This window comes from Rhizobium sp. AP16 (assembly GCF_000281735.1).
GTDB lineage: Bacteria > Pseudomonadota > Alphaproteobacteria > Rhizobiales > Rhizobiaceae > Rhizobium > Rhizobium rhizogenes.
Genome location: NZ_AJVM01000023.1, coordinates 15547 through 40138, shown reverse-complemented (window position 1 = coordinate 40138; position 24592 = coordinate 15547). Strand labels below are relative to the sequence as shown.

Sequence of the window (24592 nt, the reverse complement as noted above, 5' to 3'; positions counted from 1 at the left end):
GTTAATTTATAACTTGGAAACTATTGTTAATACTCATTAACAATTTGGCCTTTACCGGTGCTGAGAACCGGCCTATCAGCACATATATAGTTCAACTGAAATGTATTGCGTACAAACGATGTCGCATGAGGCGGCTCCTAACCCTAGGAGGTTTGTATGTCCCATGTATCTTCCATATCCAACAGTTCCTATCCTTATCGGGGCACTCTTTCGCGGCTCGACGCGAATGATGATGGTGTCCTGAGCCGTGAGGAGCGTGAAGCCGATGAACGCCCGGGTATCCTCGAGGCCGATTCGAATGCCGAAAGCAGCGATGGAACAAGCAGTGCGCTGAGCAGCCTGATGGCGAAGCTTATGCAAATGCCGATTGCCGGCACGACTGCGACGGGCAAATCGCTGGAGACGAACAGCGCTTTCGACCTCGACCTGCTGACGCCGATGGATGCCTATAACAGCACCTACGGCCAGTACGACGTGGACAGCGCAGCGGCCTGATCCTCTTTTGCCAGTGTGATTATAGCGGTTCGCCGGACAACGGCGGACCGCTTCTTTGTGATTGAAACCATTCATTTTCCTCCTCGCCGGAACACCCGTCCCCGTGATGCGTTGCATTGGTAATGCCAAAAGGGAGGATGTATCCATGAGAACGATCATTATTGCCGCAACGCTGGCGCTGGTTTCGGCTTTGCCGGCGTTCGCGCAGGGCAAGCAGACGGCGATCGCCAATTTTGTCGGTGCCGACGGCAAGCAGTCGGGACGGGCGGTCCTGACAGAGGCGAAGACGGGCGTGCTGATCGAGCTCGATGTCTCCGGCCTGCCGGTCAACCGCTGGGTTGCCTTCCATATCCACGAGAGCGATCGCTGCGACCATACGCACGGATTCGATTCCGCCGGCGGCCATTTCAATCCCACCAAGGCGGAGCATGGTCTGCTTGCGGCCAATGGTCCGCATGCCGGCGATATGCCCAATCAATATGTCGATCAGGACGGCAAGCTGCGGGCGCAGGTTTTCAACGGCATGGTATCGCTCGACGGTAAGAACGGCATCCGTGGCCGGACGCTGATGATCCACGCGGACTCCGATGATTACCGCAGCCAGCCCGTTGGCGGTGCCGGCAAGCGGCTGGCCTGCGCGGTCATCCAATAGTTTTGCCGCCTTAGTGATTCGCGGCATTTGTTCCGATCTTTGCCACGCGCCGGTTGTCTTCCGCATGCGGAGACCCACCGGTGATGTGATTCTATGCTTGTCAATTGGGGTTAATGATCAATTAACACCTATCTTTGACCACCTCTCCAAATCGGCCTATCCCATCAGGCATTTCAACAAGCGTACTGCGTCCCACGGAAAGCGCCGGATGGCGTTTACTTCAGGAGATTTGGATGAGTGGTATTTCTTCAGTTGGAAGCAGCATGAGCGCTGCCTCGTACAATCCCCTTGATAAAAACCATGACGGCGTTGTGGACGCCCAGGAGCTGCAGGAAGCAGCACAATCAGGGCTTCTGTCGGCGAGCGTTCTCGGCGACGAAGATAGCGATGACAGCAGCGATCAGAGCCCGACGAGTGCGTTCTCTGGCAATCTGGCGTCCATGCTGCTGCAAATGCAGCAGGCGAGCGCCAGCGGCCAGACCGGCACTGACACGTCGAGCGACGACTCGTCTGACCAATCACCGATGGACCAGCTCTTCGCCAGCCTTGACACCAACAAGGATGGCAAGGTTTCCTCCGACGAGTTCGTGGCCGGACGCCCGAAGGACATGAGCGAAAGCTATGCTGCGAACCTGTTCAAGAGCCTGGATACCCAAAACTCAGGCTCGCTGGACAAGGATCAGTTCGCCGAAGGCCTCGATGTCCTGAAGCCGACCGATCCGTCCGCCGCCGATGTCCTGTCGCAGGAGCAATCCTCTGGCGATAGCAGCGGCGATACTGCTGACCAGAATGCTCTGGAAGTTTTCATCAGCGAGATGCAGGCCTCGATGAACGTTTATCAAAATACCTATGGTCAGTATGATACGGATCAGACGGACAGCGTTGCCGCCTGATCGGCGGTTACGGCTAAGACTTGAAATGGACGGAGATTGCGCAAATGCAGTCTCCGTTTTTTTATGGGACGTCGATCTTCGCCAATAGCGGCAGCACGAAGGGCGCATTGCCGTCCGCGTCAGCACCCCGGCCGATCGCCTTGACGGCGTCGACCAACCGGCCCTTACGGCCAAGCACATCGTCACCGATCATGACCAGCCGCGTGTTCGGTGTGGCATAGGGTGAGGCGGCGCGCAGGCGACGGGTGAGAACCATATCGTCCTCTTCGGGATGGACGGCAAGGGCTGCGATCAAAGCCGCTGCAGGCGAGCGCGACACGCCCATCCAGCAATGGATCAGCAGCGGCGCGGTGCGATTCCAGCTTCTCGCGAAATCGATGATGTCGCGGACATGCGTCTCTTGCGGCGCGACAAGATTGCCGGTGCCGGCAAAGCTGATATCGTTCATGCCGAGCAACAGATGCCTATCCGCCTTGATAACGGCGGGACGATGAAAGCTCTGTTCCTTCGCCATAAGGCTGATCATTTCGGATGCACCGTGGCGTACGGCCATTTCCGCGATGCGGGCCAGCGGCGATACGACGATCGCGGTCATGCCTCGGCACTCACGCTGGCGCGTTCGGCTTCGATCGCTTCAAAACGCTTCAGGAAAAGCCGCTGGGCTTCCACCGCCGGCATCGGCTGGATCGGCAGAATGTCCTGTGTAATGCCACGCGGCTGGCCGAAGAACTTTCGCGCTTCCGCTGACGTGAAACCGGCCAGCAGCGTCGCCTCGAAATAGGCGGACACCGTATCGGCCTTCTTGATCTTTGCCTTCAACTGCGGAGCACAATGCGGCGGCAGGGCAAAGCGCCGGTAGATCGCCGCTTCCAGGCGCATTTCCACCAGCTTGTACTCGCCGCCGACCACCGATTTGAACGGTGAGATCATATCGCCGATGACATATTCGGGAGCATCGTGCAGCAGTGCTGCCAGCAGTTCGTCCGGTGTCGCCGGATTGAGTTGGCGAAAGATCGCCTCGACCACGAGACTATGCTGCGCCACCGAAAAGGCATGATCCCCCGAGGTCTGGCCGTTCCAGCGCGCGACGCGGGCAAGGCCATGGGCGATGTCGCTGATTTCGACGTCGAGCGGCGAGGGGTCGAGTAGGTCGAGCCTGCGACCGGACAGCATGCGCTGCCAGGCACGCGGGGTAGCACCCGATGTCATGCCGACGCCTCATCGGTCTGCGTCGGGAAGGAGAGGCCGGACCAAACGGGCAGTGCAACGGAGACCTCGTGACCGGCTGCCAGGATCGGCGTGCCGGCCGCAATAGCTTCGCCGGCGCGGTCGATGCGGACAATGGCAAGCCCGTTGGCGCCTTCGATAGAGCCGAGCGTGCCGATCGGCTTGCCGCCGGCGGTCAGTTCCGTGCCGCTTGCGGGCAGATCGGCGCTGCCGATGACGATGACGACCCGGCGGCGCGCGGTGCTGCGATGCTGCATGCGGGAAACCACTTCCTGGCCGACATAGCAGCCCTTGCGGAAGCCGAGGCCACCATTGAGGTCCAGCAGCACGTCATGCGGAAAAGCGTCCTGCAGGGCGAAATCCTGGCCGGAAACGGCAATGCCATTGGCAATGCGCAGCGCCTCGTAAAGTGCCTCGGCATCGTCGCCGTGATGACCTGATGTCCGCGTCAATGCAATGCCCGCCTTGGCGAAGCGGCTGTCCCTGGGGCCTTCGGCAACATTGTCGCCCCAGGCGACCGTAACGCCCTCGGTTTCCCCGACAGCGAAATCGACCGGTGCGCGCAGCCGGTACATGGTGAGCCGTTTCAGCAGCCCATCCCTTTGCGCCGTATCGGTCTCCAGTAGAAAGCCGGGGCCGTCCCTGGAGATCATGAAGTCGAACAGGATCTTGCCCTGCGGCGTCAGCAGCGCGCCCGGACGCGCCTCGTCCGTGCCGAGCGAGACAAGGTCGGTGGTGATGAGATTGTGCAGGAAAGGCTCCGCCTCAGCGCCGGTGACGCGAAGAAAGGAGCGATCTCTGAGGAATACGGCTGGCATGATGAACCCGCTAATTTCGCCTATCGCCCAGAGGTAGGGCCTCTGCTCGGGAACCGCAAGTTCTGCGGCCGGATCATTCGCCGGAGGTGAAGAATTTCCACTTGCCGTCGGGCGTGATGCCGACGCGATAGAAATTATAGCCCCCGAATTCCAGCATGTCGGAGAAATCACCGGCAGTGACGATCCGCATCAGGTCGACCTTTTCCGGCGCGGTCAGGGTCTTGATGTCCTTCTCGGCGAAATAGGGCCAGACATACATTTCGTTCGGCGTTCCCTGGCCGACATGGGCGCAGGCACTCGACAGGATATCGAGGAGGATGGACAGGATCTCGATGCCATCGGAATCGCCGGAGAGATCATGCAGCGTCTTGATCGGGTCTTCCCCCGGATCGTCCGCCGTCACCTGCGTCTGGTTGAGGCCGCCGCCGATATTCATCAGCGGGCGCAGGCGCTCAAGATCACCGGAAGCGGCTGCCTCGACAATGGTTTCGCGTAGCTTGCGCACCGGTTCCGGCACCTTGCTGATATCGTAGATGATCTCTGCTGACTTGCCGCTGGTCGAGGCATCGCTGGTGGTGGCGTTGCTGCTGGATTGCCCCTGGCTCTTGACCAGCGGGTCCGGCATGGGAAGAGCCTTGGAGGGCGCCTCCAGCGCCTGCTCGACCGGCTTGTCATTGTTCTGCTGCGCGGGCTTGCTCGCAGCACCCGGCTGAGCGGCGGGGGGATTGATCAGCGAGAAGGCGAGAGCGGGAAGCGGCTGGGCAAGGCTACCGAAAAACATGGTCGCGGCAGCGAGCGAGGCAATGGAACGTCGAAACTCATTGCCCGGTACGATATGCATAAAGGATCTCTGGCTGTTATTGCAGGGTGCGGTTCGGAGAGAATTCACCAGCAAGCATGCGTTCCCTAAGCGATTCGAGCAAGGCCTCAGCGCCCTGTTCCCCATGAATGCGAATAGTCTCGCGGATGGCATGGGCAATCGCAGCGTCGGCAATGATCTCCGGCTCAATGCCATCGGCCATCCCGTCAGCCCACGCTTCGTTCTGGTATTCCAGCGCTGCCTGCATCTTTTCGTGGACGATCATGTCATCGATTTCGTTCAGGCTGGCTTCCATCATTTCTTTCCTCGAGACGTCCATTGTCCTTACCGCTTGCTTAACGACTCTATCAGCCTTTTCCTAAAACGACACGGCTCGGTACGAAAAGGGGTTAATAAATCGTCAATTTCCAAAGCGAGCGGTTATTTCTGTAGCAAGTGTTGCACCTTCGTTACGGTATCGCTCCTCCGCGACAACGGCCTGCGACGTGCAATTCGTGTAAACCGACGCAAAGGATCTGTATCCACGGTTGAACGCGGCGGTCAGTCTTTCCTTGCGTTTCGGCTCGTTCTTGGTCTCGGCATCGAGCAATTGCTGCATGCCAACCCGCCAACCGTCTTCAGCGGAGGAGTTGCAGAGGTTGCGCAGATAGTTGACCGAACCGAGAATTTCGGAGAGCCGCAGAAGCTGGTCGTCATAGGGCGTCGGCTGCTCGGCGTCGCCACTATTGGCGGGCGCCTGTCCCTGCGGAACGGTCGTCGCCGACTGCGCAAACGCCGGAAATGCGGCCGCAAGCGCGGCGCAGATCATAAGCGGATGAATGAGGCGACGATGAATCATGTGCCCAATTGATATGGCAAGCATGACGGGAACAAGGCGAAATGCTCGCTTTCCACCCTGTTATTGTTAAGCATCGTTAACGCGGGAACCCGGCTGATCCCGTCAGTCGCGGGTTGCGGCGATCCGCTCGACGCATTCGAGAACGCTTGCCGGAACGGGCAGGACGCGGATCTCTTCCAGCGAGTACCAGCCGATCGCGGCGGCATCGTCGGCCGCTTCGGCGGTCGCTTCTTCGTCGGCATCGACCCGAAAGACGGAGAGGAGAAAGTGACTGGTGAGCCTCCCGTCTGCTGCATGGCTCCGCAGATCGTAAGTCTCGAACAGACGGGGATTGCGGGCCGATATCCCTGTCTCCTCCTCGAACTCCCGCAACGCCGTTTCCGCTGGTGTTTCGCCATCCTCGGCCCGTCCGCCTGGAAAAGCATACATATCGGCCGACGGCGGATTGCGGCGCAGCACCAACAGGAAACGACCGTCGCGTTCGAGAATGGCGGAAGAGGCGGGGCGGGGGATCGAGGTCATGGATCTTCGGATTCCGAGGGAAATATCAGGCGGTGATGAAAGCTCTAAGCCCTCGCAAGATACGGCTCTTGTTGTGCCGGATGAAAGCCCTTTTAGTCGTAAATCAGAACCTCGATTCGAGACCGCCGCCCGCGTTGCTGGAAATCATCATGACCTACGCACTCTATGCCCTTGCCGCGCTGGCGGAAATTGCCGGTTGTTTTGCCTTCTGGGCTTGGCTGCGGCTGGCAAAGCCCATCTGGTGGCTGGCGCCCGGCCTGGTGTCGCTGGCGCTGTTCGCCTGGCTTTTGGCACTGGTGCCGAGCGATGCGGCGGGGCGTACCTACGCGGCCTATGGCGGCGTCTATATCGTCGCCTCCATTCTCTGGCTTTGGCTGGCCGAGGGACGTTTGCCCGATCGCTGGGATATTTTCGGCGCCGTGGTCTGCCTTGCGGGTGGCGCCATCATTCTCTTCGGCCCGCGCGGTTGACCTTCTCCTTGACCCGGCGCTTTCAGGGTGCAAAACAAACCCTATGTGCGGACGCTTTGCATTGACATCGACGCCGGAATACGTGGGCGAGGCGCTGGGCGTCCTGCTCAGCGAAGGCTTTCCTGCGCGCTATAACATAGCGCCGACACAGCCGATCCTCGTCGTCATCTCGGGCGATCGGCAGGAACGGGGCAGCAATCTGCCGGATCGTCGCGCGGTGCTGGTGCGCTGGGGCTTTACGCCCGCCTGGGTGAAGGAACCGAAGGAATTTCCGCTGCTGATCAATGCCCGCGCCGAAACCGCAATCGGCAAGGCCTCATTCCGCGCCGCCATGCGTCATCGGCGCATTCTGATCCCCGCTTCGGGTTTCTACGAATGGCGCCGCCCCGCCAAGGAGAGCGGCGAGAAGTCTCAAGCTTATTGGATACGCCCGCGCGATGGCGGCGTCATCGCCTTTGCCGGCCTGATGGAGACATGGGCATCGGCCGATGGGTCGGAAGTCGATACCGGTGCGATCCTGACGACGGCTGCAAACAGAGCGATGCGTCCCATTCATGACCGCATGCCCGTCGTCATCAAGCCGGAGGATTTTGCCCGCTGGCTGGATTGCAAGACACAGGAGCCGCGCGAGGTTCTCGACCTGATGGCACCGGTTCAGGAGGACTTCTTCGAGGCGATCCCGGTTTCGGATCGCGTCAACAAGGTCGCCAATATGGGACCTGACTTGCAGGAGCCGGTAGCGATAGAGGCTCCGACCAAGCCGCCGAAGAAGCCGGACCCTGGCGATGGCCAGTTGAACCTCTTCTGAACGGCTTCGTGTCGAGATCGGCGCTGCCACAAGCCGCTGCTAACAGTCGGCTCCCCCTGGCTGGCAAATAATGTCTGGTCTTAGGCGATCTTCTTTTTCATCGGCTTGGCTTTCAGCATCAGATGTGCTGCCAGAACGGCCTTCAGGCCGAGCGGACGATAAAGCAAGCTCGGATCGATCTTTGCCTGCGGTTGTGCCGCTTCGTCTTTCTTCGTGGTCATGGGTTACTCCTCACCTTGTTCCCGCTGGTGTTTTCTGAATCACCAAACTGCTTTGCTAATGTGTCGTAAATCATGACAAATCAAAGGCGTCTGGCGATCAGCTTTTGTAAACACCGACCATATTTCGCGAGATGAGGGCGAAATTTTCGTATTTTCCTCGCCTACTCAGGGTGTTAATTCTTCATTAACCATCTTCGCGCTTTGCGTGAAACGTCGCAACCAGTCGTCTAACGAGACGAGCGGCGCGTCGAGCCATGCCGGCTTTTGGGCTAGATATGCCGACCGATATCGTCGTTGGAATCGTCGACGTCGGGATCGGCGGGGCCGTTGATGGTGAAGGTGCCGTATTTGCGCGCCCAGGAGCGGGCGCCGAGCGGCAGCGACAGCAGGTAGGCAATCACGGTCACCACCATGACATGCCAGGTGTAGCTCATCAGCAGCGCCACATAGACGACGATTGCCAGCATGGCCGGCAGCACGAGATCGCGGCGAATGCCATTACCTCCCGTTTTGCCGGACCAGACGGGCAGGCGGCTGACCAGCAGGAAGCCGATCAGCACGGTATAGGCGGCACCCCAATAGGCGTAGGTTCTGCTCGGCTCCACGCCCAGAAAGCCGAGATAGACCGGCAGCAGTACCAACATGGCGCCGGCCGGCGCCGGCACGCCGACGAAATATTCCGACTGCCACGACGCCTTGTGCTCGCGCTCCGCCATGACGTTGAAGCGCGCAAGGCGCAAGCCGGCGGCGATGGTATAGATCAGGGCTGCGATCCAGCCGAGCGAGCGTGCCTGATCGAGCAGGAAGACATAGACGACAAGCGCCGGCGCGACACCGAAATTGACGATATCGGCCAGCGAATCCATCTGCGCGCCGAATTTGGACGTGGCCTTCATCAGCCGCGCCACGCGCCCGTCGACGCCGTCGAGGAAGGCGGCAACCAGCACGGCGACCACGGCAAGCTCATAGCGGTTTTCGAAAGCAAGACGGATGCCGGTCAGGCCCGCGCAGATCGCCAGGACGGTAATCATGTTCGGGACCATCAGCCGCAATGGAATTTCCCTAAGGCGCGGCCCGCGCGCCTCGTCATTGGGACCATTCGGCTCGAAGGGTGGAAAAGGCGTCTTCATCCTGCTCGTTTCCTTGAGGCTCAGCTACGGCGGCTAACGGTCGGGCCTTTCGGCGAGCCGAATTCGGCGATTATGGTCTCGCCGGCAATCGCCCTCTGACCGACTGCGACGCGTGGTTCGGCGCCTGCGGGGAAAAAGACATCGAGACGCGAACCGAAGCGGATTAGGCCGATGCGCTCGCCGGCGTCGAGCGGCTCGTTGACATTGACGAAGCAAAGGATGCGGCGGGCAACAAGGCCGGCGATCTGCACGACGCCGATTTCGCCATGCTTGGTTTCGATCACGAGGCCGTTGCGCTCATTCTGCTCGCTCGCCTTGTCCAGCTCGGCATTGAGGAAGCTGCCCTGGCGATAGGCGATGTTGGTGATGCGGCCGCGCATCGGCGAGCGGTTCACATGGCAATCGAAGACATTCATGAAGATCGACACGCGCAGCATCGGCTCGGTGCCGAGATTGAGCTCGGCCGGCGGCGTGACCATCTGCACGCCGGAGACCTTACCGTCAGCGGGCGATATTGCGAGATCGTCGTCCTGCGCCGTCATGCGCTCGGGGTCGCGGAAGAAATAGGCGCACCAGAGCGTCAGGATCAGGCCGATCCAGAAGAGCGGCTTGAAGACCCAGCCCAGAACCAGCGATGCAACAAAGAAGCCTGCGACGAAGGGATAACCTTCCTTGTGCACGGGGACGATTACGTTGCGTACGCTATTCAACAAGCTCATCGATGGCGGGCTCCTATGATTGCCAGTTGACGGTGACTACAGGCAAAAGCCGTCATGGGCAATGGTTTCACGCAGTCACCCCCAGGCGAAACCGGCCGGGATAAGCCCGCATTCCGAAACGCATGATCACGCACAAGCTGTCGCGACGCTGAAAGGGCCGTCGCGACAGCAAATGAAAAGCCGCCGGAAGATGGTCCGGCGGCTTGCTGATACCAGTGCTGTGATCAGCGAAGATCAGAGGCCGAGGGCGGCTCGCAGCTCGTCCCTGGCGGCCTCGTATTCGGCCTTATAGTCCTCATGGGTCGTGATGGTCTGCGCGATGACGGTGCCCGCGATGCGGCCGGCCTCAATGTCGGTGGCGTAGTGGATGCCGCCGACGATACGGTTATGGCCGTATTCCCAGGCGCGGGTCATGATGGCAGCCTTCTTTTCCGGCACCATGTTCGAAAGCACGATACCCATCAGTGTTCCGAGCGTCGTGTGGCCGGACGGATAGGAACCGGACTTCGACAGAGGCACGATCGGCTTGACGAGATCGCTGTAAAGATGCGGGCGCGGGCGCTTCCAGACATCCTTGGCCGGATCGACGACGGCGCCCTCGGTTTCGACGATACGATCGAAGAAGGCCGAGAACTTCGGAAGGTTTTCCTTGGTGAATTTCGGATTGTCGATGACGTCGGAGAAGCGCCAGACGTTTTCCTCGGCGTCGGCAACGGCACGGGCCGCCATTTCCGGGGTGCGTGTCACCTGCAGCGTCAGGATTTCTCCCAGCTCGGCTTTGGTCTGGGCCGAGTCATTGGCCGGTGGTGGGGGCAGAAGGTTCAGGAGATTGATCTCCTTGGCATCGGCAAATGGCTTGGCTTCGTCGGCGAAGACCGGCGCGGCAAGACCGACGGCGAGAAGGAGGGTAAAGGTTCTGGCGAGATTGCGCATTCGGGGGCCTCTTCGAATGAGTGACCGCTCTCGCTATCAAGCGCGCATCTCAGTCTCATGACAGCCGCTTGCTTCAGCGCGCCGGCGCTAGCCGGTTGACCACGCCTAGGTCGTCGTTCTCGCGCACCTGCTTCAGATGTTCTTCGGCCTGCGTTGCCTCGCGCTGGCGGTTCCACATCGAGGCGTAGAGGCCGTTCTGTTCCAGAAGGACGGCATGGGTGCCGCGTTCGGCGATCTCGCCGCTTTTCAGCACGATGATTTCGTCGGCGCCGATGACGGTGGAGAGCCGGTGGGCGATGACCAGCGTCGTGCGGTTCTTGGAGACGACGTCGAGGGCCGTCTGGATTTCCTGTTCGGTCGTGGTGTCCAGCGCCGAGGTCGCTTCATCGAGGATGAGCACCGGCGGGGCCTTGAGAACGGTGCGGGCAATGGCGACACGCTGCTTTTCGCCGCCGGAAAGTTTCAGGCCGCGTTCGCCCACCTTGGTTTCGAAACCCTCGGGCAACTGGCGGATAAAGTCGCCGATCTGGGCAATTTCGGCTGCTGCCATCACCTCGTCCTCGCTCGCACCCGTCCGTCCGTAGCGGATGTTGTAGGCGATGGTGTCGTTGAAAAGCACGGTGTCCTGCGGCACCATGCCGATCACCTTGCGCAGGCTCTTCTGCGTCACCGTGCGCAGATCCTGATCGTCGATGGTGATCGTACCGCTCTGGACGTCGTAGAAGCGGTAGAGCAGCCGCGACAGGGTGGATTTGCCGGCGCCCGAGGGGCCGACGACGGCGACAGTCTTGCCGGCCGGCACCTCGAAGGAGATGCCCTTGAGGATCGGCCGGGCGGCGTCATAGGCGAAATGCACATCCTTGAAGGAAATGGCGCCCTGGCCGATGACCAGTTCCCTGGCGTCGGGTGCGTCCGTCACCTCGGGCTTTACCTCCAGAAGGTCGAACATCTCCTCGATATCAGTCAGACCCTGGCGGATTTCGCGGTAGACGAAGCCGATGAAGTTGAGCGGCACGGAAAGCTGCAGCAGCATGGCATTGATGAAGACGAAGTCGCCGACCGTCTGGTGGCCGTTGAGAACGGCCCAGCCGGAGACGACCATCATGACCGTGGTGCCCAGGCCGAAGATGACGCCCTGACCGAAGTTCAGCCAGCCCAGCGACGTCCAGACGCCGGTGGCGGCCTTCTCGTAACGCGCCATCGACTGGTCGAAACGCTTGGCCTCCATCTCCTCGTTGCCGAAATATTTGACCGTCTCGAAGTTCAGGAGAGAATCGATCGCCTTGGTGTTGGCGTCCGTATCGCTCTCGTTCATCGTCCGGCGGATGGAGATGCGCCAGTCGCTCGCCTTGACGGTGAACCAGATATAGAGCCAGACCGTGACCGCCGTGATGGCGAGATAGGAAAAGCCGTAGCCGCGCCAGAAGATGATCGCGGTCAAAAGAAACTCGACGAAGGTCGGGACGGTGTTGAGGATGGTGAAGCGGACGATCGTCTCGATGCCCTTGGTGCCGCGCTCGATGACGCGCGACAGACCGCCGGTCTTGCGCTCGAGATGAAAGCGCAGCGACAGCTCATGAATGTGCACGAAGGTCCGGTAGGCGAGCTGGCGCACGGCATATTGGCCGACGCTGGCAAAGAGCGAGTCGCGAAGCTGGTTGAGACCGAGCTGGATCAGGCGCGTGACGTTGGTGGCGACGATGAGCGCGAGGGCGCCGACCATGAAGGCCGGCAGGATGCCCTGCATGTCCAGCTTGCCGTTTAGCGCATCGACGGACCATTTGAAGAAATACGGGACCAGCAGCAGGAAGAATTTCGAGATCAGCAGATAGACGGTCGCCCAGACGACCCGCATCTTCAGGTCCATGCGCCCCGTCGGCCACATATAGGGCCAGAGATTGACGAGCGTATTCAATGGATTGCTGCTATCCGCCGATATGGTTTTCTTGCGGTCTGCCATGTCCGTCTCCGGCGAATATGTGAGGCAGCCGGGCAACGGTGCGCAATCGCGCAGCCTGGCTGGAAAGGCCCGGTCGGATCATGACCAGGGCAATGGGGTTGGAGGCAGGCTTATACCATTTTTATGGCGGGTAAAAGCAATGGCCAGCCGCTGATCGCGCCTGGCCATATCGTGTCGGTCTGTCGTGAAGCGTGCCTTTTACAGGTGCCCGCCCGAAAGCCGCTTGCGGTGCAGCTCTTCAGCATTCGGCAGCGCGTCCTTCGGCAGGCCGAAGACCTGGCCCGGCAGGATGCGGTCCGGATTGTTGATCTTGTCTTCGTTCGCGATGTAAATCGTCGTGTAGCGCACGCCAGCGCCATAGATGCGTCGGGAGATCTGCCAGAGCGTATCGCCGCGGCGGATGATGACCGCATTGGTGTCCTGCGATAGCGGCGCCTGTTCGATGGTTTTCGGGCCGCCGCCATTGGAGGCGGTTTCGGCACTTGCCGGCGCCGCTTTTTCCGGTTTGGCGACGGCGGCGATCATCTGATCGAGATTGGGCAGCGCATCGCCAACCGACTTCGGATCCTTCGGCAGGGCCTGAAGCGTGGACAGCGCCTTGAGCGCCGCGTTGGAGGCATCCGTGGCCGCCTGTTTCAGCGCCGCATTCGCATCGATCGTGGGACGGAATTCCGAAAGGGACTTGAGCGCGATTTCCGTTCCCGAGCGGGCGGCGGCGAGCTGTTCGGCATTCGGTTGCTTGCCATCGGCGAACAGGCTCTTAAGCAGGGTGAAGGCCTTGGAGGCATTCTCCGTCAGCTTGCCGAGTTCGCCTTCATCAAGCGGCACCATGGTGGTGGCAGCAGGACTGCCGCTGGCACCGGCAGCCGCTGGTGTCTGTGCTGCAACGGTCACCTGATTGCCTGCGGGGCGGGTGAAGTTGACGCTGGTGCGGACCACGACGTCGCCGTTGGCGCCGAGGACATCGACACGGATCTTGTGGTCGCCGACCGCCAGAGGCAACGTGCCGTCGACGACGAAGTGCCCATCGGCTCCGGCCGTGATCTCGCCGATCAGCTTGTCGTCGGCATAGGCACGGACCTTGGTGTTCGGCTTGGTCGTTCCGGCAACGAAGATACGGTCGTTCTCGATCTCGACCGCATTGACCATTACGTCCGGCTCGCCGCTGGACGTTGCGGCAGGTGGAGTGGCGGTCGCCGGATTGGCGGATGCCACGGCGGCATTGTCCTGTGGTTTGGCGTCGGTGGCCGTCGTCTGCTCACTCGGAGTGACGCGTCCCTGCTTGGCCGATGGTGCGGTGATGATGCGGCTTGCCGCGCCGGGCTTGGAAACCATGGCGAGAAGCTGGCTCTTGTCGTCCTTCGGAACCGAAACGGTAGCGACTTCTTCCGATGTCACGGCCTTGCCGTCCTTGCCGGTTGCGCGCAGCGCCAGTTCATGGTCGCCGGGCGGCAGCGGATTGTCGAGTACGGCAACGAAATCGCCGGTCGGCCCGACCTGGGTGGTCGTCACCACCTTGTCGCCGTCGACGATTTCCAGCTTGGAATTGGGCTCGGCCGAGCCGGCAATGACGGTGGAGCCGTCGGGCTCGACACGCAGCACGTCGAAGGACGGCGTCGAGGAGCCGGCTGCGGCCTGTGTCTGCGGTGTGGCCTGGCCGGTCAGCGTTGCCAGCGCCTTGTCGATCGCGGCATTGGCATCGGCGATGTTTTCCGGAAGCGACTGGATGATGGCGAGCGCCTTGCCGGCGCCGTCATGCGCCTTGTCGACCAGGGCGGTCGTGGTGGCGTCCGTCCCTTGGGGAACGGCAAAACCAACGATCGCTTGCAGCGCCGTGATCACCTTCGTCTTGGTGGCTGCGAATATATCCTCGCTTGGACCCTTGCCGTCCTTGAAGAGCGCCTTGAAGTCGGCGAGGGAGGCGGTCGCCGCGCCGCTGAGATCGGTGAGCTTCTTGACGACATCGGCGGCATTGATTGCGGTTGTGGCAGCGTTCTGCGTTGCTTCGCTTGCCTTTTGCGCCGCATCGTCAGCTTTTTGCGCGCTCTCCGTAATCGTATTCTTTACCGCGTCGCTGGCCTGATTGACGGCGTCGCCGATCGGCTTCTTGTCGCCGTTGATGCGCGGCATCACGAAAAAGACCATCAGGAGGGTCGCAATTACCAGCACCAACAGAGCCAGCCAGCCGGCACGGTTCTTCATCATCATTTATCTCCAAGCGGCGGCATCGTCCCCACTCTTGAAATTGCTAACGATTTCGCCTGCTTTTACAAGCTTTCTCAGCCATTTCCGCATGTTCTGGCACAAGTTTTCTTGTGAAAATTCTTGACTGAGCATCTGCAGCATAGTTGTTTGCATTTATGACTGACGATTCTGCGCCAATTCGATCCATTTGCGTCTATTGCGGCTCCAGGCCGGGACGCGATCCTGCCCACATGGCCGCGGGCCGCGAGCTTGGCAAGCACATCGCCGAGAGCGGGCTGCGCCTCGTCTATGGCGGCGGAACGAAGGGCATCATGGGCGCTGTGGCAAGCGGTGTCCTGTCGCATGGCGGCAAGGTCACCGGCATCATTCCGGAATTCCTCGTCGATATGGAAGCGACGCGCCATTCGCTCGGCCAGTTGGACGAGCTCATCATAACCCCGGACATGCATACGCGCAAACATGGCATGTTCGAGCGCGCCGACGCCTTCGTCGCGCTGCCGGGCGGTATCGGCACGCTGGAGGAGATCGTCGAGATCATGACCTGGGGCCAGCTCGGCCGTCATGAGAAGCCGATGGTCTTTGCCAATATCAACGGTTTCTGGGATCCGATGATGGAGCTGATCCGCCACATGACGGAAGAAGGCTTCATCCATACGTCCCATCGCGTCCAGCCGCTGGTCATCGACCAGATTGCCGACATCATCCCGGCGATCCGCAAGCATGCCGCTGAAGTGCAGGGACCGCGTGATGGCGAAGAGGCTGTTATCTCAAAGCTCTGATTAAGGACTTGCTAACCATGTTTTCCGGTTAGCGTGCCCGGCTTTGACGCAGCATCGACCAGCTATAGAGCACCAGCCCCGCCCAGATCAGCGAGAAGGCGATCATCTGCGTCGTGCCGAAAGGCTCCTTGAATACGAAGACGGCGATGAGGAAGATCATCGTCGGCGCGATATACTGCATGATGCCGATAGTGGAGAGCCTGAGTAGCTTCGCTCCATTGGCGAAGATCATCAGCGGCAGGGCGGTCACCAGGCCGCAACCGAGCAGAAGCGCCGTATCCGAGATGCCCGTGCGGTAGAGATGGCCTTCGCCGCGCGCTTCCAGATAGAGGATGTAAAGCGTAGCCGGAATGCAGAGCAGCAGCACCTCCAGGAAGAAGCCCTGGTTTGCCCCTACCGGCAGCGTCTTGCGGAAAAAGGCATAGAAGCCCCAGGATAAGGTCAGCGTCAGCGCCACCCAGGGCACGGTGCCGGCCTCGATGGTCAGAATGACCACCGCTGCCGCTGCAAGGCAGATCGCGGCGATCTGTAGCGGTGCCAGCTTCTCCTTCAACAGCAGGGCGCCGAGCGCGATGCTGAACAGCGGATTGATGAAGTAGCCGAGCGCCGCGTCGAGCGAATGTCCGGCGCTGATCGCCCAGACATAGGTTCCCCAGTTGATGGTCACCAGCGTCGCCGTCAGCGATACCATGGCGACCGTGCGTGGACTGCTGAGTGCCGCCTTGATATCGCCCATACGACCGAGCGCCAGAAGCACGACCCCGGCAACGGGTACGGACCATAAAATACGGTGGGCGACGATCTCCGTGGCCGGAATATGCGCCAAGGCTTTCATGTAGAGCGGCAAGACGCCCCAAAAGAGGTAGGCCGTCAGCGCGAAGCCGAAGCCGCGCAGGCTGTCCTCGTTCTTGACGTCAGGTGCGACCGTGTCGGTAGCCATTGGTGTTTTCCGCCCATGCTATTTTTATTGAGGACGGGATTACTCCAAAGCGTCGTGCGGGGCCAATTCATTTCCTTGACGGCATGGTCAAGGTTTTTGATGAGCGGCGGATCACTCCGCCGCGATTTTGCCCGCCATATGCCGGTTCTTCATCAGCTTGTAGATTACGGAATCCATCAGCGCCTGGAACGAGGCGTCGATGATGTTTTCGGAAACGCCGACCGTCCACCAGCGCACGCCGTCGCTATCGGTGGATTCGATCAGGACACGGGTCACGGCTCCCGTACCGCCGTTGAGAATACGCACCTTGAAGTCAGCCAGCTCCAGATCGTCGATCTCATGCTGGTATTTGCCGAAATCCTTGCGCAGCGCCAGGTCGAGTGCGTTGACCGGGCCGTCGCCTTCGGCAACCGACATGATCGTTTGGCCGTCGATGATGATTCTGACCACCGCTTCCGAAACGGTCTTCACACGGCCGTGGGAATCGAAGCGGCGCTCCACCATGACGCGGAAGCCGTCAACGGCGAAGAAGTCCGGAATGGTGCCGAGCGTGCGGCGCGCCAGAAGCTCGAAGCTGGCATCGGCGCCCTCATAAGCGTAGCCCGTGGCTTCCCGTTCCTTGACGATCTGGATCAGCCGATCGAGCTTCGGGTCGTCCTTGCCGACCTCGATGCCGCGCCGTTTCAGCGCATTGATGAAATTCGACTTGCCGCCCTGGTCGGAGACCATCACCTTGCGGAAATTGCCGACGGTTTCCGGCGGCACATGCTCGTAGGTGCGCGGATCCTTCAGCAGTGCCGAGGCATGGATGCCGGCTTTGGTCGCGAAGGCGGAGGCACCGACATAGGGGGCCTGATGGTCCGGCGAGCGGTTCAGCAGCTCATCGAAGGCATGCGACAGGCTGGTGAGGCCAAGAAGCCGTTCGCCATCGATCGTCGTTTCGAAACGCTCACTATAGGTCCTCTTCAATGCCAGCGTCGGGATCAGCGTGATCAGATTGGCATTGCCGCACCGCTCACCGATGCCGTTGAGCGTGCCCTGGATCTGCCGCACGCCGGCTTCGACGGCGGCAAGCGAGTTGGCGACCGCCTGGCCGGTATCGTTATGAGCATGAATGCCAAGACAGTGCCCCGGAACGCCCTCAGCGATCACGGCCTCGACGATGGCGCGCACTTCCGGCGGCTGCGTGCCGCCATTGGTGTCACAGAGCACGACCCAGCGCGCCCCCGCCTCGTAAGCCGTCTTGGCGCAGGCCAGTGCATAGGTCGGATTGGCCTTGTAGCCGTCGAAGAAATGTTCGCAGTCGACCAACGCTTCCTTGCCCGCGCCAACAGCCGCCTTGACGCTTTCGGCAATGCTTTCGAGGTTTTCCTCGTTGGTGCAGCCGAGCGCGACCTTGACGTGATAGTCCCAGCTCTTGGCGACGAAACAGATCGCGTCCGCCTTGGCCTGCAGGAGGGTCGCAAGGCCCGGATCGTTGGAGGTGGAAACGCCGGCGCGCTTGGTCATGCCGAAGGCGACGAAGGATGCCGTCTGCGTCCGCTTCTCATTGAAGAAGGCGGTATCGGTCGGATTGGCGCCGGGATAGCCGCCCTCGACATAATCGAGGCCGAATTCATCCAGCATGGTGGCGATCGAAATCTTGTCCTCGACCGAAAAATCGATGCCGGGCGTCTGCTGCCCGTCGCGCAAGGTCGTGTCGAAGAGATAGATTTTTTCGCGTGTCATACTGTTTCCTCCGGCGAGCCGGTTTCTTCTTGCTCAGTCACTTCCTCTCCTCACCTTGAGCTTGTCGAAGGGGCGGGGAGAGGTATCGTTCAGGCTCAGATCTTCCCTGCAAACTTATCGGTGGCGCGGATCAGCTGGTCGAGGATACCGGGCTCGGAATAAGCATGGCCTGCGCCTTCAATCAGATGAAATTCCGCTTTCGGCCATGCCTTGTACAGCGCCCAGGCATATTTTGCCGGGCAGGGCATGTCATAGCGGCCATGAACGATAGCGCCGGGAATGTCCTTCAGCTTGTAGGCATCGCGCAGCAGTTGGCCTTCGTCCATCCAGCCGGCATTGACGAAGAAGTGGTTCTCGATGCGCGCGAAGGCATGCGCGAATTCCGCATCTTCGAACGGCGTGCTGGTCGAAGGGTCGGGCAGAAGCGTGATGGTCTCGCCCTCCCAGAGCGACCATGCCTTGGCGGCCTCGAGACGTGCCGCCTTGTCCTCATGCGTCAGCCGGCGGTGATAGGCGAGCATCATCTCGTGGCGTTCTTCCGGCGGGATCGGCGCTAAGAAGCGCTCCCACTTATCCGGGAACATTTCCGAGACGCCGAACTGATAATACCAGTCGAGCTCGGCTTTGGTCAGCGTATAGATGCCGCGTACGACCAGTTCCGAAACATGCCCCGGATGGGTTTCCGCATAGGCGAGCGCCAGCGTCGATCCCCAGGAGCCGCCGAACACCAGCCACTTGTCGACACCCGCCATTGCGCGCAGCCGCTCGATATCATCGACCAGATGCCAGGTCGTGTTGGCCTCGAGCCCCGCATGCGGCGTGGACTTGCCGCAGCCGCGTTGGTCGAACAATGTCACGTCGTAGAGCGCCGGATCGAACAGACGGCGATGGCTCGGCGAGATGCCGCCGCCCGGGCCGCCATGCAGGAAGACGGCAGGCTTGGCGCCAGGCGTGCCGGCGCGTTCCCAATAGATGACATGGCCGTCACCGACATCGAGATAGCCGGAGGCATAGGGCTCGATTTCCGGGTAAAGCGTGCGCAAAACTTCCGTCATATTTTCAGCCCTTCCGAGGGCCACACGTCGGTGTCATGGTCGGGGTGTTGGAAGGAAATGATCCGTTCCTGCTGGGCATAAAAATCCGGATCCTGATGTACCGGCTGCTGGAATATGGTTTCGACCCAGGGCAGGCGCGAAGCGTGGTTCACCTGGATCTGCGGCGCCAGATCGTCGCGTTCGTCGAAGGCGCCGATGGCGATCTCCAGGCCGCCGGGATGGCGATAGGTCAGCGGCGTGCCACAATTCTTGCAGAAGCCGCGCTCGATGTTGACCGAGGACTGGAAATAGGTCGGCTCGCCGCGCGTCCATTCCAGCTTACCGTCCGGTGCGGTCACCAGAGCGGAGAAGAAGCTGCCGAACTGTTTCTGGCACATGCGGCAATGGCAGATCGAGGGGCGTCCGAGTTCACCGCGAATGCGAAACCGCACCGCGCCGCACTGGCATCCTCCGCTTCTGGTGACTTCAGTCATGGCTCTTCTCCTGTGGCCAGGTTTGGGTATCGTGATCGGGATGCTGATGGTTGGACGCGCGGATCGCCTCGGTGCGGTCAGCCTCATCTTCATCCGCTTCCACCGGCAGCACATCCAGCGCATGGAACCACGGCATTTTTCCCGCGAGGTTCGATTGCGCAACGGGCTGCACCGCCATCGGCTCGTCCAGCGAACCAAGCGTCACATTGATGGAGTCCGCGCCGGGAATATCATAGAACAGAGGCGTGCCGCAGGTGCCGCAAAAGCCGCGGCGCACGAGGTCGGACGAATGAAACCACGAGGGCTCGCCGCGCGTCAGCTCGAAGTCCGTAAACTTGGCACTGCCCAGCGGCAGGGCATAGTTGCCGGATGCCTTCTGGCACATGCGGCAATGGCAGAGATGCGGATAGCCGAGCGCACCGGCGGTACGATAGCGAACCGCGCCGCATTGGCATCCACCGCTATATCCCGCCGCCTTGGTCATTGACCCGTCTCCTGTGGCCATGCTGTCGTATCGTGGTCCGGATGCTGATAGGACACAAGCTCCAGCACAAAGGGCGCCTGTTCCGCATCCTCTTCCGTCCGGTGGCCGGGCAGCAGATGCAGGCCGTCGACAAAGCCGATCTTGCCTTCCGTGCCGAACTGCACCACCGGCGGCAATAGCGCCGGATCATCGAAGGCGCCCGCCGCGACCGCTATGCCATCCGGCGCCTCATAAGTCAGCGGCGTGCCGCAATCGCCGCAGAAACCCCGCTCGACGAAATTCGACGACCGGAACGTCTTCCGCTCCCCCCGCGTCCAGACAAGCTCGGCACCGCGCGTCGAGACCAGTGGTGCATAATAGGCGCCGAAGGCCTTCTGACACATCCGGCAATGACAGATCGACGCGTCCTTGAGCTCGCCCCGCACCCGGAAACGAACCGCACCGCATTGACAGCCGCCGGTGTAGGTCACACTCACCGCTTGACCTCCCAGGTCGTGATGCGCTCGCCCGTTGCCGGATCCTTGCCGTCCTTTAGCTGAATGCCTTCAGCCAGAAGGGTGTCTCGGATCTTGTCTGCCTCGGCAAAGTTCTTCGCTTTCAGCAGTTCCAGACGTGCTCGCACCCGTGCATCGATCTCCGAAGCGACGGCATCATCCATCTCGACCTTCTCGGGCAGCAGACCGAGCAATGCAGCACTTGCCGCAAACACGGGCAAGATGCTGGCATCGGCATTGGCGGCTTGCGCCAGGGCATGCAGCGCCTGAATAGCGACGACGGTGTTGAGGTCGTCGGCAAGGGCGACCAGCACGGTGGCGTCCGGCTTGGCATTACCGATATCCGCCGCTGGCCACTTGGCGAGAAGCCTTTCGGCCTCTTCCAGTCGCTTCACGGAGAAGTCGATCGGTTCGCGATAGTGCGTCATCAGCATGGCAAGCCGCAGCACCGCGCCTGGCCAGGTCCGGCCGCCGAGTTTCTCCGTCTGCAGCAGTTCGTAGATGGTGACGAAATTGCCTTCCGACTTCGACATCTTGCGGCCTTCGACCTGCAGGAAGCCGTTGTGCATCCAGACATTCGCCATCACGTCCGTGCCATGGGCGCAACGCGACTGGGCGATTTCGTTTTCATGGTGCGGGAAGATTAGGTCCAGACCGCCGCCATGGATATCGAAGACGTCGCCGAGATAGCGTCCGCTCATGGCCGAGCACTCGATATGCCAGCCCGGACGGCCGCGGCCCCAGGGGCTTTCCCAGCCGGGCTCGTTCTCGGCGGATAGCTTCCAGAGTACGAAGTCGCCGGGGCTCTTCTTATGGGCGTCGACGGCGATGCGGGCGCCGGCCTGCTGCTCATCGAGATTGCGCTTCGAGAGCTGGCCGTAATCGGCCATGGACTTTGTGTCGAACAATACTTCGCCCGCCGCCTGATAGGCATGGCCTCTGGCGATCAGTTTCTCGATGATCTCGATCATCTGTGCGATGTTGTCCGTCGCCCGCGGCTGCACCGTCGGCTCCAGGCAACCGAGGGCAGTCGTGTCCTGATAATACTGCGTCTCGGTCTTCTCGGTGACCAGGCGGATCGCCTCGTTCAGCGGCAGGCCAGGATGATCGCGCAGTGCCCTCGCGTTGATCTTGTCGTCGACGTCGGTGATGTTGCGCGCATAGGTAACGTGGTTTTCGCCATAGACCTGCCTGAGCAGCCGGAACAGCACGTCGAAGACGATGGCCGGGCGTGCATTGCCGATATGGGCGAAATCATAGACAGTCGGGCCGCAGACATACAGGCGCACGTTCTCGCGATCGATCGGCTGGAAGTCGACCTTTTCGCGCGTCAGCGTGTTGTACAGCTTCAATTGTGGCTCGGTACCCATTTCATTCTCCCAAAGGCATAAATCCGAAAAATATCGTCACCGGCAGGCCGGGGCGTTTGTCATCTTGGATTTTGGGAGACGAAAACGGCCAGGCCAGCGAAGCGCTAGCGAATAATTTTCCGGCAGATAATGCAGATAACCGTTTTCATGGCAGGCTTTATCGCTCGACTACAGTGATTGGTCAAGAGCCAGGATAGGGACCCAGCGAGCGATTATTCCGGCGTCCGATAATCGACGAGCTTGTTCTCGCGCACGACGAAGAGTTTGCCGGTTTCGGTCACATTCGGGCCGGCGAGCGGCACGATGGCCTGAGCCACGTCGCGGGGATGCGGCAGCGTATCTGGATCTTCGCCCGGCATAGCCTGGGCGCGCATGGCGGTGCGGGTGGCGCCGGGGTCGATGCTGGTGATGCGCAGCGGTGTGCTCTGGGTTTCTCCGGCCCAGGTGCGGGCAAGCGCCTCGACGGCGGCCTTGGAGGCCGAGTAGGCGCCCCAGAAGGGCCGGCAGCGATGGGCCGCGGCCGACGACAGGATGATGGCGCGGCCGGCATCGGAGCGCATCAACAGCGGCTCGACCGAGCGGATCAGCCGCCAGGTCGCGGTGACGTTGACGGTCATCACTTTCTCGAACACCTTGGCCTCGATGTGGCCGATCGGCGAGATGACGCCGAGCACGCCAGCATTGGCGACGAGAATATCGAGCTTGCCCCAGCGCTCGAAGATCGACGCGCCGAGCGCATCGATCGCGTTCATGTCGGCAAGATCGAAAGGCACGAGCGTTGCGGACCCGCCGACAGCCTTGATGGCGTCGTCAAGCTCCTCAAGGCCGCCCACCGTGCGGGCGCAGGCAATCACATGCGCGCCGGCCTTGGCCAGTTCCAGAGCGGTGAAATAGCCGATACCGCGCGATGCGCCGGTAACGAGGGCGATCTTGTCCTTGAGATTGACGCTCATGCTGCCTGGATCCGAATGCTCTAGGGAAGGAAAGGGGCGAAGAAACGCCCCTTGTCAGCAGTTACCGGGGTCAGCCGTTGCTGGCAAGCATGGAGAGCTTGCGCACATTGCTGGTGCTTTCCCGGTCGAGCAGGCGGGTCGGATAGTCACCGGTGAAATAGTGGTCGGTGAACTGCGGCTGCGCATTGTCGCGCGGCGTGCCGCCGACGGCGCGGTAGAGGCCGTCGATCGACAGAAATGCCAGCGAGTCGGCACCGATGAAATCGCCCATCGCCTTCAGGCTGTTGTACTGATTGGCGAGCAGCTTTTCGGCGTCCGGCGTGTCGATGCCGTAGAAATCCGGATGGAAGATCATCGGGCTGGCGACGCGCACATGCACTTCAAGGGCGCCGGCATCGCGGATCATCTGCACGATCTTCACCGAGGTGGTGCCGCGCACGATGGAATCATCCACGAGAATGACGCGCTTGCCTTCGATGATAGCGCGATTGGCGGAATGCTTGAGCTTGACGCCGAAAGCGCGGATCTGCTGCGTCGGCTCGATGAAGGTGCGGCCGACATAGTGGTTGCGGATGATGCCGAGCTCGAAGGGAATGCCGCTTTCCTGCGCATAGCCGATGGCCGCCGGCGTGCCGCCATCCGGCACCGGCACGACGACATCGGCCTCGACGGGGGCTTCCCTGGCAAGGTTGATGCCCATGTTCCGGCGGGTGACATAGACGTTGCGGCCGCCGACCACAGAATCGGGACGGGCGAAATAGACATATTCGAACAGGCAAAGGCGCTCTGGCTTAGAGACTTCCGGCTTGCGGGCATCGATGGTGATCGAACCGTCCGGCTGGATCTCGCAGATGACGACTTCGCCGTTTTCGATGTCGCGGACGTATTTGGCGCCGATGATATCAAGCGCGCAGGTCTCCGAACAGAAGATCGGCTTGCCGTCGAGTTCGCCCATCACCAGCGGCCGAATGCCGATCGGGTCGCGCGCTGCGATCAATTTGGTGCGCGTCATCGCGAGCATTGAATAGCCGCCTTCCATCTGGCGGATCGCATCGATGAAGCGGTCGGAGGAGGAGGCCTGCTTGGAGCGGGCAATGAGATGGAGGACGACTTCGGTGTCTGACGTCGCCTGAAAGATCGCACCGTCGGCGATCAACTGCCGGCGCATGGTCAGGCCGTTGGTGAAATTGCCGTTGTGAGCGATCGCGATGCCGCCCACTTCGAGTTCGGCAAACAGCGGCTGTACGTTGCGCAGGATGGTTTCGCCGGTCGTCGAGTAGCGCACATGGCCCATCGACCGGTCGCCGGGAAGGCGGGCCAGCGTGGCAGGGTCGGTGTAGTGATCGCCAACGAGGCCCATGCGCCGTTCGGAATGAAAGCGCTGGCCGTCGAAGGAGACGATGCCGGCTGCTTCCTGGCCGCGATGTTGCAGGGCATGCAGGCCGAGCGCCGTCAGCGTTGCCGCATCGGGATGGCCTAGAATGCCGAATACGCCGCACTCTTCATGCAGCGTATCGCCGTCGATATCATCCTCGATGGAAAGGGAATGGGTCATGGCTGCAGGACCTTTGCTCTCAACATGGGTGGGTCGGGGCGGCATCGCTA

28 protein-coding genes are annotated in these 24592 nt (G+C 61.0%); 6 read left to right on the top strand and 22 right to left on the bottom strand.

Annotated elements, in window-relative coordinates:
• The first annotated feature begins 156 nt into the window (after positions 1 to 156).
• The 3 genes from PMI03_RS11290 to PMI03_RS11280 all read left to right on the top strand — a co-directional run bounded on the left by PMI03_RS11290 (position 157) and on the right by PMI03_RS11280 (position 2040).
• Positions 157 to 495, top strand: a complete 339-nt coding sequence (locus tag PMI03_RS11290; RefSeq protein ID WP_007693070.1) for a hypothetical protein — start codon at positions 157 to 159, stop codon at positions 493 to 495.
• A gap of 145 nt (positions 496 to 640) precedes the next feature.
• Positions 641 to 1147, top strand: coding sequence for a superoxide dismutase family protein (locus PMI03_RS11285; RefSeq protein ID WP_007693068.1), 507 nt, complete (start codon positions 641 to 643; stop codon positions 1145 to 1147).
• 263 nt (positions 1148 to 1410) lie between these two features.
• On the top strand, positions 1411 to 2040 hold the full coding sequence (locus PMI03_RS11280; RefSeq protein ID WP_309574360.1) for an EF-hand domain-containing protein: 630 nt from the start codon (positions 1411 to 1413) through the stop codon (positions 2038 to 2040).
• Positions 2041 to 2101: 61 nt separating this feature from the next.
• Here the strand turns inward: PMI03_RS11280 and PMI03_RS11275 are convergent, their stop codons facing one another.
• The 7 genes from PMI03_RS11275 to PMI03_RS11245 all read right to left on the bottom strand — a co-directional run bounded on the left by PMI03_RS11275 (position 2102) and on the right by PMI03_RS11245 (position 6265).
• Entirely contained in the window at positions 2102 to 2635 is a 534-nt protein-coding gene (locus PMI03_RS11275; protein WP_007693064.1) for a tyrosine phosphatase family protein, read from the bottom strand.
• Positions 2632 to 3249 carry a YfbR-like 5'-deoxynucleotidase gene (locus PMI03_RS11270; protein WP_007693063.1) on the bottom strand — a complete coding sequence of 206 codons (618 nt, stop codon included), beginning with the start codon at positions 3247 to 3249 and terminating at the stop codon, positions 2632 to 2634. The genes PMI03_RS11275 and PMI03_RS11270 overlap by 4 nt, the downstream gene beginning before the upstream one ends.
• Positions 3246 to 4085: a folate-binding protein YgfZ gene (locus PMI03_RS11265; RefSeq protein ID WP_007693062.1), complete on the bottom strand. Its 840-nt coding sequence runs from the start codon at positions 4083 to 4085 to the stop codon at positions 3246 to 3248. The genes PMI03_RS11270 and PMI03_RS11265 overlap by 4 nt, the downstream gene beginning before the upstream one ends.
• Before the next feature lie 73 nt (positions 4086 to 4158).
• Positions 4159 to 4926, bottom strand: coding sequence for a hypothetical protein (locus PMI03_RS11260; protein ID WP_007693061.1), 768 nt, complete (start codon positions 4924 to 4926; stop codon positions 4159 to 4161).
• 16 nt (positions 4927 to 4942) lie between these two features.
• The gene (locus PMI03_RS11255) at positions 4943 to 5200 is read right to left on the bottom strand and encodes a hypothetical protein (RefSeq protein ID WP_034518861.1); all 258 of its coding nucleotides are present in this window, start codon (positions 5198 to 5200) and stop codon (positions 4943 to 4945) included.
• 105 nt (positions 5201 to 5305) lie between these two features.
• On the bottom strand, positions 5306 to 5743 hold the full coding sequence (locus PMI03_RS11250) for a TIGR02301 family protein (protein ID WP_007693058.1): 438 nt from the start codon (positions 5741 to 5743) through the stop codon (positions 5306 to 5308).
• A 102-nt stretch (positions 5744 to 5845) separates the two neighbouring features.
• The gene (locus PMI03_RS11245) at positions 5846 to 6265 is read right to left on the bottom strand and encodes an NUDIX hydrolase (protein WP_007693057.1); all 420 of its coding nucleotides are present in this window, start codon (positions 6263 to 6265) and stop codon (positions 5846 to 5848) included.
• 149 nt (positions 6266 to 6414) lie between these two features.
• Between PMI03_RS11245 and PMI03_RS11240 the strand changes: the two genes are divergently transcribed.
• Positions 6415 to 6735: a YnfA family protein gene (locus PMI03_RS11240; protein WP_039973817.1), complete on the top strand. Its 321-nt coding sequence runs from the start codon at positions 6415 to 6417 to the stop codon at positions 6733 to 6735.
• Positions 6736 to 6778: 43 nt separating this feature from the next.
• Positions 6779 to 7543: an SOS response-associated peptidase gene (locus tag PMI03_RS11235; protein WP_012651180.1), complete on the top strand. Its 765-nt coding sequence runs from the start codon at positions 6779 to 6781 to the stop codon at positions 7541 to 7543.
• A gap of 80 nt (positions 7544 to 7623) precedes the next feature.
• On the opposite strand, the gene PMI03_RS31620 is transcribed toward PMI03_RS11235, so the two are convergent.
• The 6 genes from PMI03_RS31620 to PMI03_RS11210 form a co-directional block, all read right to left on the bottom strand.
• A complete protein-coding gene (locus PMI03_RS31620; RefSeq protein ID WP_007693050.1) occupies positions 7624 to 7764 on the bottom strand; it encodes a hypothetical protein in 141 nt (46 codons plus the stop codon).
• 269 nt (positions 7765 to 8033) lie between these two features.
• On the bottom strand, positions 8034 to 8894 hold the full coding sequence (gene pssA, locus PMI03_RS11230) for a CDP-diacylglycerol--serine O-phosphatidyltransferase (protein ID WP_007693048.1): 861 nt from the start codon (positions 8892 to 8894) through the stop codon (positions 8034 to 8036).
• 20 nt (positions 8895 to 8914) lie between these two features.
• A complete protein-coding gene (locus tag PMI03_RS11225; protein ID WP_007693046.1) occupies positions 8915 to 9613 on the bottom strand; it encodes a phosphatidylserine decarboxylase in 699 nt (232 codons plus the stop codon).
• A 234-nt stretch (positions 9614 to 9847) separates the two neighbouring features.
• Complete coding sequence (locus tag PMI03_RS11220; protein WP_007693044.1) at positions 9848 to 10546, bottom strand: phosphatase PAP2 family protein; 699 nt, start codon at positions 10544 to 10546, stop codon at positions 9848 to 9850.
• A 73-nt stretch (positions 10547 to 10619) separates the two neighbouring features.
• A complete protein-coding gene (locus tag PMI03_RS11215) occupies positions 10620 to 12506 on the bottom strand; it encodes an ABC transporter ATP-binding protein/permease (protein ID WP_007693042.1) in 1887 nt (628 codons plus the stop codon).
• 198 nt (positions 12507 to 12704) lie between these two features.
• A complete protein-coding gene (locus tag PMI03_RS11210) occupies positions 12705 to 14711 on the bottom strand; it encodes a LysM peptidoglycan-binding domain-containing protein (protein WP_007693040.1) in 2007 nt (668 codons plus the stop codon).
• A 155-nt stretch (positions 14712 to 14866) separates the two neighbouring features.
• Here PMI03_RS11210 and PMI03_RS11205 point away from each other — a divergent pair, with 155 nt between their 5' ends.
• Complete coding sequence (locus tag PMI03_RS11205; RefSeq protein WP_012651182.1) at positions 14867 to 15490, top strand: TIGR00730 family Rossman fold protein; 624 nt, start codon at positions 14867 to 14869, stop codon at positions 15488 to 15490.
• A 28-nt stretch (positions 15491 to 15518) separates the two neighbouring features.
• On the opposite strand, the gene rarD is transcribed toward PMI03_RS11205, so the two are convergent.
• The 9 genes from rarD to purF form a co-directional block, all read right to left on the bottom strand.
• The gene (rarD, locus tag PMI03_RS11200; RefSeq protein WP_007693035.1) at positions 15519 to 16430 is read right to left on the bottom strand and encodes an EamA family transporter RarD; all 912 of its coding nucleotides are present in this window, start codon (positions 16428 to 16430) and stop codon (positions 15519 to 15521) included.
• A 111-nt stretch (positions 16431 to 16541) separates the two neighbouring features.
• On the bottom strand, positions 16542 to 18158 hold the full coding sequence (cimA, locus tag PMI03_RS11195) for a citramalate synthase (protein ID WP_007693034.1): 1617 nt from the start codon (positions 18156 to 18158) through the stop codon (positions 16542 to 16544).
• Positions 18159 to 18253: 95 nt separating this feature from the next.
• Positions 18254 to 19213, bottom strand: coding sequence for a prolyl aminopeptidase (gene pip / locus PMI03_RS11190; protein ID WP_007693033.1), 960 nt, complete (start codon positions 19211 to 19213; stop codon positions 18254 to 18256).
• Positions 19210 to 19686, bottom strand: a complete 477-nt coding sequence (locus tag PMI03_RS11185; RefSeq protein ID WP_007693032.1) for a GFA family protein — start codon at positions 19684 to 19686, stop codon at positions 19210 to 19212. Before PMI03_RS11185 ends, pip begins: the two co-directional genes overlap by 4 nt.
• Positions 19679 to 20170: a GFA family protein gene (locus PMI03_RS11180; protein WP_007693025.1), complete on the bottom strand. Its 492-nt coding sequence runs from the start codon at positions 20168 to 20170 to the stop codon at positions 19679 to 19681. The genes PMI03_RS11185 and PMI03_RS11180 overlap by 8 nt, the downstream gene beginning before the upstream one ends.
• The gene (locus PMI03_RS11175; protein WP_007693023.1) at positions 20167 to 20646 is read right to left on the bottom strand and encodes a GFA family protein; all 480 of its coding nucleotides are present in this window, start codon (positions 20644 to 20646) and stop codon (positions 20167 to 20169) included. The genes PMI03_RS11180 and PMI03_RS11175 overlap by 4 nt, the downstream gene beginning before the upstream one ends.
• Complete coding sequence (gene cysS, locus PMI03_RS11170) at positions 20643 to 22034, bottom strand: cysteine--tRNA ligase (RefSeq protein ID WP_007693020.1); 1392 nt, start codon at positions 22032 to 22034, stop codon at positions 20643 to 20645. The genes PMI03_RS11175 and cysS overlap by 4 nt, the downstream gene beginning before the upstream one ends.
• A gap of 212 nt (positions 22035 to 22246) precedes the next feature.
• Positions 22247 to 22987, bottom strand: a complete 741-nt coding sequence (locus tag PMI03_RS11165) for an SDR family NAD(P)-dependent oxidoreductase (RefSeq protein WP_007693018.1) — start codon at positions 22985 to 22987, stop codon at positions 22247 to 22249.
• A 70-nt stretch (positions 22988 to 23057) separates the two neighbouring features.
• A complete protein-coding gene (gene purF / locus PMI03_RS11160) occupies positions 23058 to 24542 on the bottom strand; it encodes an amidophosphoribosyltransferase (RefSeq protein WP_007693016.1) in 1485 nt (494 codons plus the stop codon).
• Positions 24543 to 24592: the final 50 nt, after the last annotated feature.